This is a genomic window from Actinomadura sp. NPDC048955, from assembly GCF_040649435.1.
Taxonomy (GTDB): domain Bacteria; phylum Actinomycetota; class Actinomycetes; order Streptosporangiales; family Streptosporangiaceae; genus Spirillospora; species Spirillospora luteofluorescens.
This window is the reverse complement of sequence record NZ_JBEZJI010000102.1, coordinates 1-14,187: the sequence shown is the minus strand read 5'-3', so window position 1 is coordinate 14,187 and position 14,187 is coordinate 1. Positions and strand designations below refer to the sequence as shown.

Annotated in this window: 17 protein-coding genes and 1 pseudogene; 8 read left to right on the top strand and 10 right to left on the bottom strand. The window is 67.4% G+C overall.

The window, feature by feature from the left end; genetic code table 11:
• Positions 1-185: 185 nt before the first annotated feature.
• The 8 genes and pseudogenes from AB0C84_RS43785 to AB0C84_RS43750 form a co-directional block, all read right to left on the bottom strand.
• Positions 186-635, bottom strand: a complete 450-nt coding sequence (locus AB0C84_RS43785; protein ID WP_361078231.1) for a DoxX family membrane protein — start codon at positions 633-635, stop codon at positions 186-188.
• Positions 626-979, bottom strand: a complete 354-nt coding sequence (locus AB0C84_RS43780; protein WP_361078228.1) for a hypothetical protein — start codon at positions 977-979, stop codon at positions 626-628. The genes AB0C84_RS43785 and AB0C84_RS43780 overlap by 10 nt, the downstream gene beginning before the upstream one ends.
• A 35-nt stretch (positions 980-1,014) precedes the next feature.
• Entirely contained in the window at positions 1,015-2,478 is a 1,464-nt protein-coding gene (locus AB0C84_RS43775) for an NCS1 family nucleobase:cation symporter-1 (protein ID WP_361078224.1), read from the bottom strand.
• Positions 2,479-2,607: 129 nt separating this feature from the next.
• Complete coding sequence (locus AB0C84_RS43770) at positions 2,608-3,579, bottom strand: cyclase family protein (protein ID WP_361078221.1); 972 nt, start codon at positions 3,577-3,579, stop codon at positions 2,608-2,610.
• Positions 3,554-4,129, bottom strand: a complete 576-nt coding sequence (locus tag AB0C84_RS43765; protein WP_361078234.1) for a carbon-nitrogen hydrolase family protein — start codon at positions 4,127-4,129, stop codon at positions 3,554-3,556. The genes AB0C84_RS43770 and AB0C84_RS43765 overlap by 26 nt, the downstream gene beginning before the upstream one ends.
• Positions 4,092-4,517 (bottom strand): annotated as a pseudogene (locus AB0C84_RS43760) (carbon-nitrogen hydrolase family protein); the annotation flags it as partial. The pseudogene AB0C84_RS43760 and the gene AB0C84_RS43765, both read right to left, overlap by 38 nt.
• 8 nt (positions 4,518-4,525) lie before the next feature.
• Complete coding sequence (locus AB0C84_RS43755) at positions 4,526-5,650, bottom strand: mandelate racemase/muconate lactonizing enzyme family protein (RefSeq protein WP_361078218.1); 1,125 nt, start codon at positions 5,648-5,650, stop codon at positions 4,526-4,528.
• A gap of 186 nt (positions 5,651-5,836) precedes the next feature.
• Entirely contained in the window at positions 5,837-6,598 is a 762-nt protein-coding gene (locus AB0C84_RS43750) for an IclR family transcriptional regulator (RefSeq protein ID WP_361078215.1), read from the bottom strand.
• A 137-nt stretch (positions 6,599-6,735) separates the two neighbouring features.
• On the opposite strand from AB0C84_RS43750, the gene AB0C84_RS43745 reads away from it, so the two are divergent.
• From AB0C84_RS43745 to AB0C84_RS43710, 8 genes are all read left to right on the top strand, one after another.
• Positions 6,736-7,332, top strand: coding sequence for a CGNR zinc finger domain-containing protein (locus AB0C84_RS43745; protein ID WP_361078212.1), 597 nt, complete (start codon positions 6,736-6,738; stop codon positions 7,330-7,332).
• A gap of 90 nt (positions 7,333-7,422) precedes the next feature.
• Positions 7,423-8,034 (top strand): TetR/AcrR family transcriptional regulator, encoded by a 612-nt coding sequence (locus AB0C84_RS43740; RefSeq protein ID WP_361078210.1) that lies wholly within the window; start codon positions 7,423-7,425, stop codon positions 8,032-8,034.
• A gap of 1,583 nt (positions 8,035-9,617) precedes the next feature.
• Positions 9,618-9,926, top strand: coding sequence for a hypothetical protein (locus AB0C84_RS43735; RefSeq protein WP_361078207.1), 309 nt, complete (start codon positions 9,618-9,620; stop codon positions 9,924-9,926).
• 151 nt (positions 9,927-10,077) lie between these two features.
• Positions 10,078-10,509, top strand: coding sequence for an STAS domain-containing protein (locus AB0C84_RS43730; protein ID WP_361078204.1), 432 nt, complete (start codon positions 10,078-10,080; stop codon positions 10,507-10,509).
• A 595-nt stretch (positions 10,510-11,104) separates the two neighbouring features.
• Positions 11,105-11,587 carry a hypothetical protein gene (locus AB0C84_RS43725; protein WP_361078201.1) on the top strand — a complete coding sequence of 161 codons (483 nt, stop codon included), beginning with the start codon at positions 11,105-11,107 and terminating at the stop codon, positions 11,585-11,587.
• A gap of 2 nt (positions 11,588-11,589) precedes the next feature.
• On the top strand, positions 11,590-11,793 hold the full coding sequence (locus AB0C84_RS43720; RefSeq protein WP_361078198.1) for a hypothetical protein: 204 nt from the start codon (positions 11,590-11,592) through the stop codon (positions 11,791-11,793).
• Positions 11,790-11,912 (top strand): hypothetical protein, encoded by a 123-nt coding sequence (locus AB0C84_RS43715; protein WP_361078195.1) that lies wholly within the window; start codon positions 11,790-11,792, stop codon positions 11,910-11,912. The genes AB0C84_RS43720 and AB0C84_RS43715 overlap by 4 nt, the downstream gene beginning before the upstream one ends.
• Before the next feature lie 164 nt (positions 11,913-12,076).
• Positions 12,077-12,463: a permease-like cell division protein FtsX gene (locus AB0C84_RS43710; protein WP_361078192.1), complete on the top strand. Its 387-nt coding sequence runs from the start codon at positions 12,077-12,079 to the stop codon at positions 12,461-12,463.
• Between the two features lie 891 nt (positions 12,464-13,354).
• Here the strand turns inward: AB0C84_RS43710 and AB0C84_RS43705 are convergent.
• Together AB0C84_RS43705 and AB0C84_RS43700 are read right to left on the bottom strand one after the other, a co-directional pair.
• The gene (locus tag AB0C84_RS43705) at positions 13,355-13,681 is read right to left on the bottom strand and encodes an Lsr2 family protein (RefSeq protein WP_361078190.1); all 327 of its coding nucleotides are present in this window, start codon (positions 13,679-13,681) and stop codon (positions 13,355-13,357) included.
• A gap of 218 nt (positions 13,682-13,899) precedes the next feature.
• A partial coding sequence (locus AB0C84_RS43700; RefSeq protein WP_361078187.1) for a transposase occupies positions 13,900-14,187 on the bottom strand: 288 nt, incomplete at its 5' end.

Genomic DNA, 14,187 nt, shown 5'->3' with positions numbered 1-14,187 from the left:
TCCTGCGGAAGCTACGCTGCTGCCCCCACCGCGCCGGACGCCTCGCCAAAGCCATCCACACCCTGCAACTCCGCGAGACCGCAGCACGCTGAAAAGGCTCACTGTGTCGGAGGTCTCCGCTATTTCGAAATCCGGCGGTCCGTCTGAATCCGGCTGCCGAGTACAGCGGATCCGTTCGCGGAGTCTCAACGCCCGGTGTCCGATGACCTTGCCGGCTGTGGGTCGCGTGCGCCGGCCATGGCGAGGAGCCCGCCGGTGATGGCCACGTTGGAGAGGAACGCGTTGAGCTCGCTTGACCTCTCGGCATCCCTCGACTCCCAGAAGGGGTGACCGACGACGTTGGTCGGTTGAAGGCTGAGAGCCAGGGCCGCTGCGGCGGTCCGGGGCCGCACACCAAGCGCGAGCGCCGCGCCGGCCACAACCATCACCACGGCGTTCAGCCGCACGAGTTCCGGGGAGTGGGGGATCTCCAACTCCAGGTAGCGCCGCGTAAAAGCGTCCAGCTTCTTGGCGGGCCCACCCGGCTGGCGGGCGACGCGGTAGCCGGCATGAAGAAAGATCGATGCCAGGGCCACCTCGCTCAGTTTCCCGAGCCGGCCGATGCCGGAGCCGATGGATCCCATGGTCAGATCCAACCCTCCTCTTCGGGGTTGCGGTACTGCATGAACTCCACGACCGCGCCCTCGAATAGGATGAAGGCGATCTGCGCGAACCCCTCACCGATCTCGAACACGTCCATGAGGACTTCATGGCCTTTGAGGGCTTCCTGGATGTTGTCCACGCGATAGGCGACGTGTGGGAGATCGCGAACCGGAGCCGGAACCTGCGTGTCCGGCTCGTACCTGAGCCACTCGATGTTGGCGGGGTGTGCGCGCGGGCTGGTGAGCCACACCCGTGTGGCCTCCACGAAGACCTCGCCCTCACGGGCTTCCTTGGTAGGGATCCCGATGTGGTCGAATCTGCGCCGATCGAATGACATGTTGCTCCCCTTCTCTGTTTCTGGCGTGTTGTCTGTCAGCCGCGGGCGATGCCGAGCTCGTCAGACGCTGGTGCGGGGGTGGACGGTGGGGCGGCTACGCGCCCGGGGAGGGTCTTGGTGAGGGCGACGTGGCCTATCGCTGCGACGGCCGTGCCGGCGTACCAGGCGAGCCAACTCCATGCCGCAAAGGCGGGGACCACCGAGAGCGGGACGCTGATGGCGATTCCGATCATTGCCGCGACGATCGCCCGCCAGTTGAACCCCCGCGCGTAGAAGTAGGGGCCGGATGCGGCGGAGCTGTAGAGCGCGTCGACATCGACGCGCTGGCGTCGCAGCAGGTAGTAGTCGGCGATGATGACGCCGAACATCGGCCCCAGCATGGCGCCCAGGGAGCCCAGGAAGTAGTTGATCGCGACCGGGGAGGCGAACAGCTTCCACGGCATCACGATCACGCAGATGGCGCTGGCCAGGAGTGCGCCGCGCCGGAAGGTGATCCGGGCGGGGTTCAGGTTGGCGAGGTCGTAGGCCGGGGAGACGAGGTTCGCGATGATGTTGACGCCGAGAGTGGCGAAGATGAAGAGCAGCGCCCCGATGCCCACGAACCAACGGTTGTCGGTGAGCTGGAGGAACTCGGTCGGCTCGGTGAGCGCCTTGCCCGTCAGCTCGTGGCTGGCGCCGGTGAGCAGGAGGACGGTGGCGGCGAAGACCATGCCGTTGACCGGCAACCCCAAGAGGTTTCCCCAGAAGTAGGAGCGTCGGTTGGGGGAGAAACGTGTGAAGTCGCAGAAGTTCAAGATCATCGTCGCGTAGACGACGAACATCAGGGTGCCGATCTTGATGATGGCGCCGACGGCTCCAGGGGAGGACTGCGTGGGGCCGCCGTCCCCGTAGTCCAGGGTGAACCCGGCCTTCGCGGTGAGTCCGACGGCCAGCGCGAGCATTACGATCGACACGACCGCGCCTGCCCAGTTCTGGGTCTTCCTGATCGCTTCCATGCCGTGCTCGGCGATGAGGAGCTGGATGCCCCACATGAACAGGAAGCACAGCCAGCCGAGCGGCGAGAGGCCGAGGAGGTGGTGGCTCTTGTCGAGGGCCTTGGCGCTGGGAATGAGGAGCAGCACGAGGATCTGGACGGCATGGGAGGCGAGGAACGTCTGGATTCCGTACCAGGCGACGGCCGCGCCGCCGCGGATGAGGGCCGGGACGTTCGCGCCGTAGACGCCGAAGCCGACCCGCGCGGCGACCGGCAGTGGGACGCCCTGCCGGAATCCGAACCTGCCCATGAGCTCCGCCCCGGCCCAGGTGAGGAGCAGGCCGAGAAAGACGCCGGCCAGGACCTGCCAGACGGGGACACCGATAAGGAAGAAGCCGGCCGCCGCCGTGTAGACGCCCATGTTGTGGAGGCAGGCGAACCAGATGGAGGTGATGCTGTAGGCGCCCCACCGCCGTTCGGCGGCGGGGGCGAGATCGGAGTTGTAGAGCCGGGGTGAATGGTTCATGGCTGGATTCCTCCAGAGCGCCAGGGGTGGGAACCAAGATGGAACCGTCCGAAGCGGTTCCCCCACGATAGGGGAACGCTCAGCTGTTGTAAATCCCCTGTTCAAAGTGGGTTCAGTCTGCCCGCGAGTTCAGGCGCAAAGCGGCATAGCGACAGGTCTGATGGGGGCCGCGGTGGAGCCCCGGAGGCGGATTGCGGCGCCGAAGAAGGCGAACTCGTAGAGCCGCTCGGCGGCGAGCGCCTCGAGGTTCGCCACTTCGAGGATCGCGATGCCGGCCTCCGCGAGGAGAAAGCAGTGGACGGCGTTCCAGTTGTCCGGATCGGCCGACGGTCGCTGTTCGAGGCTGATCGTGTCGGCGCCGATGAGCGCCGCGCCGTGCCGCGCGAGGTGGTGTGCGGCGTCCATCACAAGGCCCGGTTCAGCCTCCATGTAGGCGGGTGTGGGCCACAGCGCCATCTGGCCGGTGCGGATCATGACGACGTCTCCGTGCCGGAGCTCAAGGCCCTGACGTCGTTGACATTCACGCAGGTCCTGGGCGGTGATGCCGTAGTTCGGCGGCAGTGTGTTCATTCCCTTCGCACCGGCCACGTCAAGGAGGACGCCCCGGGCCAGCACCGGCGGCTGCCTGTCGGCGCCGGCGACGGTCCAGTTCCTGCTGCCGAGGTGCTCGTCGACGGTGAACCGGTTGAAGATCTCCCCGGCGTAGCCGAAGTGGTTGAGTGCGTCGACGTGGGTCCCGCAGTGGGTGTACATCGAGATGGCGTCGCCGGAGTACGACACCAGGCGGTTTTGTTCGTCGCCGACTCCCATCGAGTCGTCGATGACGGTGCCGTGGGGGGTGTGCGTCATCCAGATCTGGTAGCCGGGGTCTCCGGCCTGGGACCAGGAGGGCATGCCCACGAAGTAGTCGACCGAGAGGTCGAGCATTGTGCCGGCGTCCGCACGTGAAAGGATAGAGCGCCGGGATTCACCGTCGATCAGGTTCAGCATGCCGATCTCGTCCTCGGCGCCGAACGGGCTTTCGGCGGCCCGGCGGAAATTCGCTCCGTGCCGGGTGATGAGGTTCTTGAGGTGCTCATCGACGACTGCGGTCTGGCACATCCTTGGCTCTCCTTGTGAGTGGCGTCTCGGGGGTCCCGGTCTTCAGGCGTTCCTCGCCCAAGGGCCGGTAGTCCAGTGGCCTGCGGTCTCGCCACGGGTGGATCTCGAACTCGCCCGGCTCCACAACGATGGACTTTTCGAGAGCCTGCGAGGGTGTGATGTCGGCAAGGAGGACGGCTTCTTCACTATCGGCGCGCCGGACGGGGGTCCCGTACGGCCCGGTGATGCTGCTGGCTCCGATGAACCTGGTGCCTCGCTCCCAGTCGGGTCGATTCGACGCGAGGAGGTGGACGAAGTTCTCCGCGGCGCGGACGCGTGTGAAGTGGTCGGCAAGGATGCGTCCCTCCTCAGGCCAGTTGGTCGGCAGGAGCACGATCTGCGCCCCGGCCAGTGCCAGGCAGCGGATGACCTCGGGGAAGCGGATCTCGTAGCAGATCGCTAGACCGATCCGCCCTACGGAGGTGTCGAACACGGGTGTGGACCGATCGGAGCTCGGTTGGACGAAGCGGTCGGCGCCAAGGTGGGGGGAGGTGCCTCTTGCGGTAGACATGGCGGGCCCCGTCGATGTCCCACACGCAGACGGTGTTGTGGAGTCGGTGCCCCTCACGTTCGATGAAGCCGACACACGTGACGATGTGAAGCCTGGTGGACAATTCTCGAAGCTCCTCCAGGGCCGGGTCGTCCAGCGTTAGGCCGATGGCTCTGGTCTCTTCCAGCGTGGAGGTGAGGTATCCGGTCAGATAGGCCTCGGGGAACGTGATCAGGTCCGCGCCCTTGGCTGAGGCCCGGCGCAGGGTGTCGGCGGCCCGTCGCAGGTTGGTCTGTGTGTCCCCGAGACCGCAGCCGACCTGGGCCACGGCGACGCGGACGGTCGGTGCGGTGTGAGTAGTTGGAGGCTGGTCTGCGGGTTGCCTCGGGAAGCTCGCGTGGTTGGTCATGGCGGGCCTCAGGCGACTGTCAGCTTCTCCACGAGGGTGTAGTCGAGTTGCAGGCCGAGGCCCGGGGCGGTGGGGGCGGCCAATGTTCCGTGGTCGGGCTTTGGGTAGCCCCCGACGAAGATCTCGCGCGTGGGGTTGTCGATGAACATGTACTCAAGGCTCAGTAGGCGCGGAGCGGCGGCGGCGACGTGCAGGGCAGCGAGCTGCGACAGTCCACCCGAGAACCCGGTGTGGGGGGCGAAGGCGAGGTTCGCCGCGTTTGCGAGGGTCCACACGTGCCGGGCGCCGGTGATGCCGCCGCATCGGGCCAGATCGGGTTGGACGACGTCGACGAGCCGCCGCTCGATGACCTCCTGCATCGTCCAGAATCCGAAATCCGTCTCGCCGCGGGCGAGGGGGGTGGAGGTCATGGCGTGGAGGCGCTCGTACCCCTTGAGATCGTCGGCCGGGAGGGGTTCCTCGAACCAGCGGATGTCGACCTCTTCCATGGCGCGGGCGACCTTGATGGCGGTGGCCGCGTCGTAGGCGCCGTTGGCGTCGACGACGAGCGTCGTCTCGTCTCCGACGGCGGCGCGGAGTTCGCGGAGGGTGGCGAGGTCTTCGCGTTCGCCGCCCTTTTCGGGCGAGCGGCCGATCTTGATCTTGATCCGGTCGAAGCCGCGCGCCTTTTGCTCCAGGGCCTCGCGGATCATGGTCTCGCGGTCGGCGATGTAGACGCTTGAGGCGTAGACGGGGACGGTCGAGCGGCCCGCTCCAGCCAGCAGCCTCCAGACCGGGAGCCCGGCACGCTGGCCGGCGAGGTCCCACAGGGCCACGTCGACGCCGCTGATCGCTTCCATGACGACTCCAGAGGTGTGCCCCCAACGCCGCAGCTGCTCGACCATCTCGCCCCAGAGGCCTTCGATGTTCGATTCATCTGCCCCGATGAGGACGGGTGCGAGCAGGGCGCGGACCGCCTCAGCGGTCATGCTGCCGCCGCGGCGTGCGATGGCCTCGCCGTACCCGGTGCGTCCTTCGTCGTCGGTCACCTCGACCAGAACCATGCTGTAGGTGTTGAAGGCTCCGATTCCGAACACGACGCCGTCCTGCGGCGTCCCCTCCAGCAGCCGTGCCTCGACCTTGGCGATGGCCATGTCATCCCTGCCTTCCGTGGGTGGCTGATGGCCCAAATCGTGTTTCGGTCACCACGAAAACTCAAGAGGCCAGGTCATCGCCCCGTGACCTGTTTCGCGTGGTCCTCTCGACACCGGAAAAGTCGGACTGCTGGAGCTTCATAGGGTGAGGTCACGGCGGGCGGTTTGCCGCAGAGTGAAAAAGATCTAACGGGCCGACTCGAGGTAGCCCAGCCGGAGGCTGATCTCGGCCGCGGTGCGGCGCAGGAGCGGGAGGAGATCGTCGATGAGTACGGCGGACGAGCGCCGCCTCGCATCAACGGCGATGTTGACGGCGCCGACAACGCCTTCGTGCGAGCGGACCGGGACAGCGACCGAGCGGAGGCCAGGGGCGAGCTCCTCGTCCTGAGCGGCCCACTGCTGTTCGCGGATACGGGCCAGTTCCCGACGGTAACTCTCGTCGTCCGTAAGGGCGTTCGGCCCGACGAGGGTCATGTCGGCCGACGGAAGCTCTATGGGGTCTTCCAACGCGACCAGGAGCTTGCCCATGGAGGTGAACCGCGCGGGCAGCGTGGTACCGGGGTAGATATTGGCTATGAGCAGGTGGTCGGTCTTGAACCGCACCAGGTAAAGCACTCGGTCGTCCAAGAGCACTCCGAAGTTGGTGGTCTCCCCGGTTCGTTGCGCCAGGTCTTTGAGCGGCTCTCTGGCCGCTTCGACCACGTCGGTGGCCTGCAGCGCCGCGTACCCGAGGGTCAGCACCGCGGGCCCCGGCGTGTAGGCGCCGTCCGGTTCGGCCCGCACGTACCCGAGGGCCTCTAGGGTCCTGAGGATGCGGTAGACGGATGAGGTGGGCAACCTCACCGTGCGCGCCATCTGCGACACGGTGTATCTGCGCCGGAGCGGGGAGAAGGCGGCCAGCACGCGCAATCCACGTTCGAGAGACTCAATCCGGTAGGGATCTGGCATGTCCGGCTCCTGATGGGGCTGTCGTGGTACCGGGAGGCCCACAGAGACTGATCGGTGACGACCGCTCGGCGGTTGCACACCCTAGTCGATGACCGCTGACGGCCGAGACCAGCAGCGGTACCGCCTAGACTGGTTCCATGGCCAAGTCTCGTTATCGGCTCGACAATGACGTCCTGAGCTTCCGCTTCACCGCTACCAGAATCGACCGGTCAGACCGGCCGCGGGAGCTGCTTGAGCAGCCGGGGGACCTGCATGAGTGGTTCGCCCTTCACGGGCTCCAGGTCGAGGCCGTGGGCAATGACGACCTACAGGAGGCGAGGGCCCTGCGTGAGGCCATTCACCGCGTCGGGACTGCACTCGCCGGGGGCGGCCAGCCGGCGCTCTCCGATGTGGCGGTCATCAACGCGGCGGCCACGGCCGGACGCGCGAGGCGGCAGCTGGGCAGTGACGGTGAACGGCAGTGGGTGCCGGAGGACGGATTCACCGCTGGCGACGCGCTGGGGGTGCTGGCTGAGGACGCAATCGAAAAATTCAGCGCCCATCGAGATCGCATCAAGGCCTGCGGGAACCCGGCCTGCAGGGGATTGTTCCTTGACAGCAGCCGGGCCCGGAATCGGCGTTGGTGCTCGATGAACTTCTGCGGCAACCGAAACAAGAAACTGAACTTTCGGCACGGGCATGCTCTGGTGGCGTCTGATTCCACCGGTCACGCGGACCGTGCGACCGAGGGCTAATAACTCGCGGCTTAGCTGCGGAAATTCTGGGAACACCGACAGATGAGGCTCTTGTGGCCGGGCTTCTGCCGATAGCGGGGGGTGTTAGACGTGGTGTCGCACGAGCCGTCAGAGGGGGACGGCGTCCGGATCTCCGAACAGGTGCTCACCACTGCCGCCCGACTGTTCTCCGAACTCGGGTACGACGAGCTCACCGCGCGGAACATCGCCGACGCCTGCAACGTCGACGCCGCAGTGGTCACCGATGCCTACGGAGGCAAGAGCGGCGTTTATCTGGCAGTCATGGAGCGTCTGACCCAGGAACGGATGGATTACCTGTCTCCGGCCGTGGCCGCCTTCACGCCAGACTTCGAAGGCCTGATCCGGTTGATCGATCGCTACTTGGACTACTGCTTGGAGCATCAGGAACTGCCGTCGATCTGGATGCATCGTTGGATGTCCGACGCCACCGACTTCCCCGATCTGGAGGCGCGATACGGCACCCAGCCGATCATCATGCTGGTCGATCTAGTAGCCGAGGCGGTCGCCGACGACGTTGATCCGGAGCTGTTCACTTGGCAGGTCATCTGGGCGGTCCACAGCGTCGTTAGAGGCGGCATCGTCGGCGTGGACGGCGTCCGCCGCCACCTCGACGACGTGAACGTCCGGCAGCGCTTCCGGCGCTCCCTGCATCAAATGGCTCGCTGGGCTGCAACCCGCTGACGGTAGCGCAACGCGATTCTGGCAGAGTCGGACGAGAGGTCGGGATCGCGTACCGCTGGCCATCGCCACGCTGGTCGAGCGGCTTTTCTTACTGCCACTGTCGGAGCTGGAAAGCCTTCTGAGACACCGCCTCGTTTGCTGCGTCGTCACACGCGGTGCGCGACCCCGTGGGCCTCCAGACCCGCAAGCTCTTCGACTAGGACGCCGCCTTCGGAGCCCGACTCGCGGCCGCCGCTTGACGCCTTAGCGAGATCGGATGTCCGAGCCCAGCCAGTCCGGTTGGGCTCGGCCCAGGTGGGCGGCGCGGAGGTCCTTTCCACAGCGGTCCGGTGGCTTAGGTGACCGGTGTGATCTAGGCCCAGCACCTACAAGCGGTCCGCCCCTGAGGTAGCCGCCATCGTGGCACCGGCCCCAGGTTTCCCTTACCTCGGTGGTAGCGCTCCTGCTCCGCCCAACACCCAGCCCCGCTCCTCGCTACCGCGACCACATCATTGAGACCAGGAGAGCGCCCGCCTGCCCCGCCCCCGGCATCCGCGGTCGCTGGGCCCGGAGCACGCAACCCCTCGGGGAACGGCGGCGGCCCAGACCCCCGACAGAGACGAGACAGCAGGGAGGGGCCGAACCCAACATGCCCGGTGAGGGACGCGTTCGGCTTACCGCTCAGTCGGCCTCGCACGACCCCTTCCGAGGCAACGACCCAAACGGGCGCTTCACACCTATCGTACCGATACCAACACTACCCGTGAGGTAGTCGGGTGGTGTCACGTCCCGAAACCACCGCCAGCGCGTCGCGCGGGCGGTGGGGAATCAGTCCCGCCTGCACGCTCCAGGCCATGACTCGTGACGTCGGCGGCGGTCCACGGGAAGCGTGCGGGGTGGTGGCCCCGCAGCTTCGCGACCGTCGGCGCGCGAGCCTTGCCGAAGGGACTGCGCTCGGTCCTCGACGCGCGGCACCAGTGACCGGGACGTAAGCCGAACGACCCCGCTCACCTGAAGGCAGGAAAGGCGAGCGGGGTCGTCCGGTGCCGGCGGGCTTCTCCACCTGCCAGCGCAGGCTACAGCGTACCCATCCGGGAATGGGGGCTTGACCTGCGCTGATGGGAGGCAGAGCGGCTGAGGCGCGGATGGCGCCCGGCCATGCCAGGATCGAGCAGCAGAGCCAGGTCAGCCCGATCCGGTGGAACCGGGCGCCTGCGAATGAGGTGTTGCACTTCAACGTCCCGACCGGTGAAGTGGCGCCGCTGGACAACGGGCAGGCCCGGCTCGCGGGAGGCCGCCGACCTCCTCGACGTCACATGACCCGACGGGCCCGCGGTGAGCGGCGATGCGCGCGGATGGGCTCGGATGGGCGCTGCGCACACATGTGACACCGCGCGGTCCGTGGGGGCGTGGAGGCCCTGTTCGGGGTGCTGGGGCCGGTGACCAGCTGGGACGGGTCCGGGAGCGCGATCGCCCTGAAGAGCCGCGGCACCGCACCGTCCTGCCGATACGGGCATATCTGCTGGCATTCGCCGACTGCGGCGCGGGCGCCACCAAGCGCCCGGAGCCGTCCCCTCCCCGCGGCCGGGAGTAGGGTCGCGGTCATGCTCGCCCTCCCGCCCTCTCCGACCTGGCTGAAAGCGTGCGTGGTGTGCACGGATCTGTACAAGCTCTACCGCAGGCACCTGGCCGCGGGGCGGCAGGCTGCGACCTTGATGATGCAGGATGAGCTGGCCCGGCATCTGATCGCCGACCACCTCGACCGGGTGCCGGGCTACCTGGCCGGTTGCTGGTCCTGTGCCGGGGGTCGCGCGCTGGCCGCACACGTCGGCGCCGCCGTCACGTTCGCTGTAAAAGAGGACTTGCGGCACCGGGCCATGCACCTGTTCGCCCCCTGGGCCCCGACGAGCTAACTGCCCCGGGGCACCCGAATAGCGGACGGCCCGAGACGGTTCCATCTGATGGCACCTCTCTCGCAGGTCATCGCGCCCGCCGGTACTGTTGGGCGAACACCTGCGAGCCGGCGCAGGGAGCTCTCAGCAGCGTGCAGGCGGGCGGTCTGGTGTGGACGAACTAACGATCGAGCTCACCACGATCCCCACGGTCTCCACCGCCCAAGGCCAGCCGATCACAGTGCTGCACCTGACCGGCACGCTGGCCTTCGACACCGCCGACCACGCCCGCGACACTCTGCGCGTTCTCGGAGTTCTGGGCTCGCCCGCTCTCCCGCCCGCCCATCTGATCATCGACGTGGAGCGCCTGCTGTTCCTGGACATGGCGGGCCTGCGGATCCTGCTGGACCTACGACGCCATAGCATCGCCGCCGGTGGCCATCTGGCGGTGGCCGGGGGCAACGACCTCGTCGACTTCGTCCTGGAAGTCACCGCCCTCACGGACACCTTCCCCCGCCACCCCACCATCACCCACGCCGTCGACACCGCCGTCGACCAGGCCGCCGTCCACAGCCACCCCGCCGACGGCTCGACCGCCAACTGACCCACCCACCACACGCTCATCACCGCCGCGACCTGCGGCCGACTTCGGCGGCGCACATGCTGGCGGGAGCGCCGCCGGCGCGGACGCACAGAAACGGGCCCGCCGCCCGGCAAAGCCCGGAGGCCGGGCGCCACTCCCACGGCTCTGCGATCGAAGCGCACCGTAGCCTGCCCGGCGTGGACGGCGTCATCGTCAGGAGCGCTGACCTGGAGCCCTGCCGCGCCCCGAGTTCACCCTCGGCCGACAGTCGTTGGCGAGGATCCTTCCATACGCGCCGGAGTGCTGTTTGCGCGCATAGAGCTGATCATCAATCGCTCTTTACGTTGTAGATCAGGTCGGGCCCTCCAGCGGTGGTTCATCAAGAGTGCGATGTCTCGGTGACCGGGCTTTCACGCCAGTACGCGTGCACAGGCGCAAGAGGCTGAGCGGAGCGGACCTGCGACGCTCACGCGCCAAGGACATGTTCCTCGGCGAGGCTGCCCATGCACCTGAGGGGTGGCCTCGCCGAGAAGGAACGGCTCCGCCTCTGGCAGCATGTGATGAACGATGACGACTCCCCAGCACGGCGCGCCGCTCGGATGCGCTGGTGTGGGCGGTGGACGATCTAGCCTCCCTGCACGGAGACATCGACCACCAACTCGCCGAATGGCTCGATGGTCCCTGGCTGGGCGAAGGCCACGTACCCGACCTCGATCATCTGGGTCATATGCGAGGCCACCAGGTCCGCCCTGACTCGCCCGCCCTGTGGGACGACGTCCCAGGCGCGCTGGTCGGCCGGGTGCTCGTCGTGGGCACCGGTGACCACCTCTCGGTCTCCTTGACGCATCACGAGATCGGCCACGCTCTGGAGCGGATGCATCAGCACGCCGACCATGAACCCTGGCAGCTCATCATGGCCCGTTGCATGCCGGTGCTGCTCGCCGAGCGATACAGGAATCCTTACGAGTGGTGGGCCGAGAGCTGGGCGATGGTCGCGGTCGGCGAATTGGGCCGTCTTCTGCGGATGCTCAGCGAGGACCAGGCTGCCGCCGAACGCGTCGCAAGCTACCATCGACGGTATTACGGGCTCCGGAGGTGACCATGGCGACCGCGGTCAGGCAGGACAACGGCGATCTCCTCGTCGAGATCGGCGCCTGCGTCGCCGCCCGCCGGATCCGTCCCGGCGAACCCGACTACGACCGATACGCCAAGGACGCCATCCCCGCATCCGCGTTCGAGTCACAGCCGGGGGAGAACGAGGAACTCGCGCGCCGCTGGTTCGGGGCCCAACGCCGATCAGCGTGAGCTCTCGGTGGAGGGCGGCCGCGCTCACCGAGCAAACGGCCGCGTACCGCCAGCAACCGCACGACGACGTCTCAGGGGTGCTGGCCGCGCCCGGCCGGATCCTGGAGATCGGACAGTGAATGCGTCTGAGGGGCGGCTGAAGGATCCACGGGCGGGCGTAGCCGAGACCTTCCGGTTCGTGGACGCGCCGCGAGGCTCTCCCGTGCGGCGCGCTGAGGTTCCGCGTCCGGTACTGGTGGCGGCAGCCGCCGCGGCGTCGGCCGCTGTTATGACCGGAGGCACGATGGCAGGTGATGCGCTGTCGTCGGGGCACCGCAACCCGGCGGTATCGGCTGGCGGGGTGCAGGTAGAGCTGTTGGTGTGCACCTCCGAGGCACGTACCCCCGCGTGCCAGGGCAGGCAGGCGACCGGTCGGCAGGTCGCCGAGGTCAAGAGGTATCTGGAGACCGACAGGCGGGCGCAGGAAGTCAGATACCTCGCGGCGGGGGGAGAGAAGTGGGAACGGTTTAAAGAGCATTTCCGGTCGGGAGCGCCGCGAATATCGTCGTCTTCGCCTGATGGTCTTCTGGCCGGTTTCGTGGTCACGGTCGCCCGAACCGACGCCAAGGACCTCGTGACGGACTACCAGGGCCTGCCCGGCGTGGACGGCGTGTTCGTCGAAGGACGCTGACCGAGAGCGCTGCCGTGCTCCTTCACACTCCTTCTTGAACCAGCGCTCACCCTCGCCTGACCTGACGGCAGGTGTAGGCAGCCTTCCCCGCTTGGGACACCGCCCCGTTTGCCCACATAAGACCGGCGAGCTCGGGCATGGCTCGATCACTCCGCGGAACATCCCAGAACTGCATCACGACGGTCCGCTTATCAAGAGCGGTATCAGACGAGGAAGCGCTACCACCCACCCGTCGATGGGGATCGGGCAGAACGCCTCGGGCAGGGGCGCGGGCAGGCGGGAAGGTTGTCGGGCTCGGTCATCCGACTACCGCCCAGCAGACAGACAGGAGGGCCGACTCTGCTCCACCTCTCCGGTACCAGGATCCTCAAGCAACCTGGCTGACCACAGCACCGAGTACTGGATGTGACCAGACTCTGAGCGCACGGCGCGCGATGTGGCATCCGGTGGCGATACCAGCGCCGAAGCACACGCCGGCTGCCCACAACACCAGTCCTCCCGCTGCGGCCTGGCTCGGCGTCCGGGGGAGGGGAGCGCGGCCATGACGGGCAGACCGGCCAGGCGTCAATGTCCGCGGGGTCTTCTCGTTCGGGGTGGTAGGCGTCTTTTGTGCGGCGGGCGGGGCGACGGGAGCGGGCAGGTAGTGGATGCGGGCCGCGCCGACTTACCCTGAGCACCCCCGCGAACGCCTCTGCACCGCTCGGTGATCTCTGTCCGCCGCCAGCGCGGGCGAAGGACGGCTGCCGACGCCACTTCCTCCTGCGAAGGTTCGCATCGCGGCGGAGCACACGCCGATTCGGCGCCGGATCGGCATGGCCGACCTCAGCCGGGCACGCAGGTCATACCACTGATTGATCGCGCCCAATAGGTGGCCGTGGCCGGAAACTCCCCCTAGCGGGCCTCGTACTGCTCGATCACGTGGGCGGGGATACGGCCGCGCTCATTGACCTTGATCCCCCGGCTCTTCGCCCACTCCCGGATCTCGGCGGAGCGCTCGCGGCTGCCCGCGGTGCGCGTCCCGCGGCCGGCTCGGGCAGCGGGCTTGCGCGCCCGGCGGGCGCTGGCCACGAACGGCTCCAGGCCGCTGCGGAGCTTGGCGGCGTTCTTCTTGCTCAGGTCGATCTCATAAGACGTGCCGTCGATGGAAAAGCTGATGGTTTCGTCCGCGTCCCCGCCGTCAACGTCGTCCACGAGAAGGACTTCAACCTTCTGTGCCATGGGAGACCTCCTCTGGTTGCGACCTTTCGACACGAATGCGGCCAGCTGGACCGTATCCGAGTTGATCTTATTAAACCAAACAGATCGGTTTCTGTCCGCGCGCCCCGCAGGAGCGCTATCAATCGACCGCACCTTCGTCGCCATCACCACGACGCATCAGCCTCGCAGGATGGCTCCGGTCAGCGGCAAGGCGTCTCGATCGCCTCTAAGACGTCATCTCATTTGGCGAGTCGGCGGTGGCAGATGAGGGTGGCGGCGATGTCGACGAAGGCCAGGAAGTGTTCGGGTTTGCGTTCGTAGCGGCGGTGCAGTCGGCGGCAGCCGCTCAGCCAGGACGCCGTCCGTTCCACCACCCAGCGGTGCCGCCCCAGCCGGTCTGAGGACTCGATGCCGCGGCGCGCGATGCGCGGGGTGATGCCCCGCCCGCGCAGCCAGCGCCGCAGGTCGGCGTAGTCGTAGCCCTTGTCGCCGTGGAGCTTGGCGGGACGGCGCCGGCGCGGCCCGCG

Excerpts from the sequence above, each read along its gene's own strand:
- AB0C84_RS43780 (WP_361078228.1), bottom strand. The coding sequence starts at position 979 with ATGTCATTCGATCGGCGCAGATTCGACCACATCGGGATCCCTACCAAG.
- AB0C84_RS43775 (WP_361078224.1), bottom strand. The coding sequence starts at position 2,478 with ATGAACCATTCACCCCGGCTCTACAACTCCGATCTCGCCCCCGCCGCC.
- AB0C84_RS43770 (WP_361078221.1), bottom strand. The coding sequence starts at position 3,579 with ATGTGCCAGACCGCAGTCGTCGATGAGCACCTCAAGAACCTCATCACC.
- AB0C84_RS43765 (WP_361078234.1), bottom strand. The coding sequence starts at position 4,129 with ATGTCTACCGCAAGAGGCACCTCCCCCCACCTTGGCGCCGACCGCTTC.
- AB0C84_RS43755 (WP_361078218.1), bottom strand. The coding sequence starts at position 5,650 with ATGGCCATCGCCAAGGTCGAGGCACGGCTGCTGGAGGGGACGCCGCAG.
- AB0C84_RS43750 (WP_361078215.1), bottom strand. The coding sequence starts at position 6,598 with ATGCCAGATCCCTACCGGATTGAGTCTCTCGAACGTGGATTGCGCGTG.
- AB0C84_RS43745 (WP_361078212.1), top strand. The coding sequence starts at position 6,736 with ATGGCCAAGTCTCGTTATCGGCTCGACAATGACGTCCTGAGCTTCCGC.
- AB0C84_RS43735 (WP_361078207.1), top strand. The coding sequence starts at position 9,618 with ATGCTCGCCCTCCCGCCCTCTCCGACCTGGCTGAAAGCGTGCGTGGTG.
- AB0C84_RS43720 (WP_361078198.1), top strand. The coding sequence starts at position 11,590 with ATGGCGACCGCGGTCAGGCAGGACAACGGCGATCTCCTCGTCGAGATC.
- AB0C84_RS43710 (WP_361078192.1), top strand. The coding sequence starts at position 12,077 with ATGGCAGGTGATGCGCTGTCGTCGGGGCACCGCAACCCGGCGGTATCG.
- AB0C84_RS43705 (WP_361078190.1), bottom strand. The coding sequence starts at position 13,681 with ATGGCACAGAAGGTTGAAGTCCTTCTCGTGGACGACGTTGACGGCGGG.